The organism is Streptomyces sp. (assembly GCF_031178505.1).
Lineage (GTDB): Bacteria > Actinomycetota > Actinomycetes > Streptomycetales > Streptomycetaceae > Streptomyces > Streptomyces gulbargensis.
Genome location: NZ_JAPSIW010000632.1, coordinates 1 through 4,153 on the forward strand (window position 1 = coordinate 1; position 4,153 = coordinate 4,153).

At 75.1% G+C, this 4,153-nt stretch carries 4 protein-coding genes; 2 read left to right on the forward strand and 2 right to left on the reverse strand.

The window, feature by feature from the left end; all coding sequences use genetic code 11:
• Positions 1-120: 120 nt before the first annotated feature.
• Positions 121-1,104, reverse strand: coding sequence for a helix-turn-helix transcriptional regulator (locus tag RIF68_RS29375; RefSeq protein ID WP_309054314.1), 984 nt, complete (start codon positions 1,102-1,104; stop codon positions 121-123).
• Positions 1,105-1,225: 121 nt separating this feature from the next.
• On the opposite strand from RIF68_RS29375, the gene RIF68_RS29380 reads away from it, so the two are divergent.
• Together RIF68_RS29380 and RIF68_RS29385 are read left to right on the forward strand one after the other, a co-directional pair.
• Complete coding sequence (locus RIF68_RS29380; RefSeq protein ID WP_309054315.1) at positions 1,226-2,140, forward strand: MBL fold metallo-hydrolase; 915 nt, start codon at positions 1,226-1,228, stop codon at positions 2,138-2,140.
• Positions 2,141-2,165: 25 nt separating this feature from the next.
• Positions 2,166-3,662, forward strand: a complete 1,497-nt coding sequence (locus RIF68_RS29385; RefSeq protein ID WP_309054316.1) for a carboxylesterase family protein — start codon at positions 2,166-2,168, stop codon at positions 3,660-3,662.
• A 289-nt stretch (positions 3,663-3,951) separates the two neighbouring features.
• Here the strand turns inward: RIF68_RS29385 and RIF68_RS29390 are convergent.
• Positions 3,952-4,153 (reverse strand): DUF5829 family protein (locus RIF68_RS29390; RefSeq protein WP_309054317.1); only part of this gene is annotated, 202 nt, incomplete at its 5' end.

Sequence of the window (4,153 nt, forward strand, 5' to 3'; positions counted from 1 at the left end):
TCGGCCCGGCCCGGCTCGGGGAGACGCGGGGCCCGGTCACCGACGCCCGGCTCGGCGAGGAGGCGGCCGACCCGGCCGTGGCCCGACGGCTCTGGACGGCGGCCGAGAAGCTGACCGGCGTCACCTACCAGCCGTTCCTGGGGACGCGGACCCCTTAGCCCGATCGTCAACCCGGAGATCGAGCCGGCAGCCGGTTCCGGCCGGCGCCGCGCCGTGTCCGCCGCGCCGCGCCGGAGGGCGCCCGGCCCGCGCGGCGCCTTCGCCCGTCGCCTGGGCGAGCAGGGTGAGCGCGGTTCTCGACGGCGAGTCCGCCTCCGTGGTCGCGATCACGACGGAGGGGCCTCGCCCGCTGCTCATGGTCTGCTGGGTGACGGCCAGCGGCCCGACCAGCGGATGGCGCATCTCGTAGGTGTCACCGGAGCAGGCCCTGACCCGGTGGTCGGCCCACATCGAGGCGAACTCGGCGCTTTTCGCCGACAGTTCGCCCAACAGCTCGTGCAGTGCCGCGTCCTGCGGGTGCTGGGCCGCCACCACGCGCAGATGCCCGACCACGGCCCTGGCCTTGCTCGGCCAGTCCGCGTACAGGTCACGGACATGGCCGTCGAGGAACACCAGCCGGGCCATGTTGGGGCGGTGCGCCGGCAGGTCGGGGGCGGCGAAGTCCAGGTGCCCGGCGAACAGGGCGTGGCCCGGCCGGTTCCACGCCAGCACGTCGGTGCGCCGGCCCAGCACGATCGAGGGAACGTGACCGAGCACGTCCAGGAGCTGACGGGTGGCCTCCGGCACCCGTTCCGGCGCCGGACGCCGGGCCGGGGCGCGCCGCCTGCCCGTCCGGGCCAGGTCGTGCAGGTACCGCCGCTCGGACTCGTCCAGCCGCAGGGCCCCGGCGATCGCGTCCAGCACCTCGGGCGACGCGCTCGGCGACTGTCCCTGCTCCAGCCGCGTGTAGTAGGAGGCGCTCACCCCCGCGAGCAGGGCCAGCTCCTCGCGCCGCAGCCCCGGCACGCGGCGGCGTTCCCCGTAGGTGGGCACGCCGGCGTCCTCCGGGCGCAGTCGGGAGCGCCGCAGGTACAGGAAGTCTCCGAGCTGCGCCTTTCCGTCCATGGCTCCGAGTATCGGCCGTCTCGCGGCGCCGAGCCTGACCCGTTCGTGGATAGGCAGGGGCGGGTCTGGTTCCGTGCCCGCGTCCTCGATGAGGTGGGAGGCCCGAAGAAGGAGGACACCCATGGATCAGATCACCCTCGGCGACGTATCCATCACCCGGGTACGGGAGTACTTCGGTCCCGTCGCCATGACACCCGAGACCTTCTTCCCGGACAGCTCGGAGGAGGTCTGGGAAGCCGGCCGCCACTGGCTGGCCCCGCATTTCCTGGATCCCGGCACCGGCATCGTGAAGTGCGCGATCCAGACCTGGCTGCTGCGCAGCGAGGGCAGGACGATCCTCGTCGACACCGGCGTGGGAAACCACAAGGAGCGTCCCTACTCCCCCGTCTGGAGCCACCTCGAAACGGACTTCCTGGCCGGCCTCGCCCGTGCCGGCGTCCGGCCCGAGGACGTGGACGTCGTGATCAACACGCATCTGCACGTCGACCACGTCGGCTGGAACACGTACCTGGACGGCCGTCAGTGGGTCCCCACCTTCCCCAACGCCACCTACCTGATGCCCAAGGACGACTTCGACTTCTGGAACCCCGAGAACGGCCACCGGCCGCTCCTCGGCCGCGGCAACCAGAACGTCTTCGAGGACAGCGTGGCCCCCGTCCACCAGGCCGGCCTGACCCGGCTGTGGGAGGGCAGCCACCGGATCGACGCCAACCTCCGCCTGGACACGGCCCCCGGGCACACCCCCGGCTCGTCCGTGCTGACCCTCACCTCCGGGACGGACCGCGCGGTGTTCGTCGGCGACCTGCTGCACAGTCCCGTACAGATCCTGGAACCGGACGCCAACAGCTGCTTCTGCGAGGACCCCGCCGCGGCCCGCGCCACCCGCCGCAAGGTGCTGGGCCGGGCCGCCGACACCCGCGCCCTCGTGTTCCCGGCCCACCTGGGCGGCCACGGCGCCACCGAGGTGGTACGCGACGCGGGGACCTTCGCCGTCAAGGGCTGGGCGCCCTTCACCCCGTACACCGAGCAGCGCTGAGACCGCGGACGGAAAGGCCCGAACGATGAACCACCACCTACCCGGCCCCGTCGTGACCACCGCGCGGGGGGCCGTCCGCGGCCTGCGCCGGGACGACGGCACCACCACCTTCCTCGGCATCCCCTACGCCGCCCCGCCGCGCGGAGCCGACCGGTTCGGCCCGCCCCGGCCGCACGAGCCCTGGGACGGCGTACGGGACGCCACGGCCCCCGGACCCAACGCGCCGCAGTCCGAACGCGGCCTCGGCGCCATCGACATGACCCCCTACTTCGGCACCGGCTGGAGCCGGGGCGAGGACTACCTCACCGTCGACGTCTGGACGCCTTCCGCCGCGTGCGGCGGCCTCCCGGTGATGGTGTTCGTGCACGGCGGCGGCTTCGTCGCCGGTTCGACGCGGTCCGCGCTGTACGACGGGTCCGCCTTCGCCCGTGACGGCGTGGTCCTCGTCACGCTCAACTACCGGCTCGGCATCGCCGGCTTCCTCGACCTGCCCGGGGCCCCCGCCAACCGGGGCCTGCTCGACGTCGTGGGGGCGCTGCGCTGGGTCCGGGAGAACATCGCCGGCTTCGGCGGCGACCCGGACAACGTCACGCTCTTCGGCCAGTCGGCCGGCGCCACCCTCGTCGGGGGCGTCCTCGCCACCCCCGAGGCCGCCGGACTGTTCCGCAGGGCGATCGTGCAGAGCGGCAACGGCAGGGGAGCGTTCACCACCGAGCAGGCCGCCCGCGTCACCGCCGCGGCCGCCGAGGTCCTGGGCGTCGAGCCGCACGTCGACGCCTTCGCGGACCTCTCCGACGAGTGCCTGGTGCGGGCCGCCTCCCGGCTGGCGGGCATCGACCTGCGGACCGCCACCCACCACGACCCGCTGCTCGGCCTCAGCCCCTTCAGCCTGGTCCTGGACACCCAGCCCGCCGACGCCGTCGCCGTCGGACACGGCTGTGACGTCGACCTGCTCATCGGGACCACCACCGAGGAGGGCCGCCTCTACCTGGTCCCCACGGGCCGCTACGCCTCCTCGACCGCCGAGGACGTGCACGACACGGCGGCGCGGTCGCACCCGGACCCGGCGCGGCTCGTCGAGACGTACCGCACGACCCGCCCCGGGGCGTCCCACGGCGAACTGCGCTCCGCCATCATGGGCGACGCGCTGTTCGGCGCGGGCTCCCGCGCCCTGGCCGCCGCCCACGCCGCCCACCCCGGGTCCGGGACCTTCGCCTACGAGTTCGCCTGGCGCTCGCAGGCCCTGAACGGGAAGCTCGGCGCCACCCACGCGGTCGACCTGCCCTTCGTCTTCGCTCTCGCGCACCTGCCGCCACTGCACGGCCCCGCCGCCCTGCTCGGCCCCGACCGGCCCCCGGCGGACCTCGCGGACCGGGTGCACGGGACCTGGGTCCGGTTCGCCACCACCGGCGACCCCGGCTGGGACCCGTACGACACCGAGCGCAGGGCCACGATGCGCATCGACGCCGAGTGGACCCGGATCGACGATCCCCGCGGCCGGGAACGACGGGCCTGGAGCTGACACCGGTACGGAAGCAGGAGTACGACGGCGGCAGCTCACCCCGCCGGGCGTCGAGCGCGTCCGGCGCGGTGCCGCCGACCGCCCTCGCCCACTCGGTCGGCAGGTGGACCGACCGGACCGGTCGGCGCGGCCGGAGCGGCGTCGGCGCGTGCCCGACGCGTGCGCAGCGCCGGGGCGGTGCCTCCGCGCGGGCGTGGCGGCGGACCGGTCCGTGCGCCCCCGCGAGGCGCCCACCCCGGCGCTGCCGCCTGGAGAAGCCGCCGCTCAGGTCGTCGCCGCGCCGCCGGACCTACCCTGCGTCCGGGGGCGGAGGCGTGGGCGACCCGGTGCCGCCCGCGAAGCTCCACCGCGCCCGCGCCCCCGGCCCGACCACGAGCGTGGAGGTCCCGATCCGCTCCACGTGCCGCCCGGCCACCGGCCGGTCGAGGACGAAGCCGACGGAGCGCAGCCCCGCGTCCGCGCGCGCGACGGCGTCCAGCCGGATCTCCGTG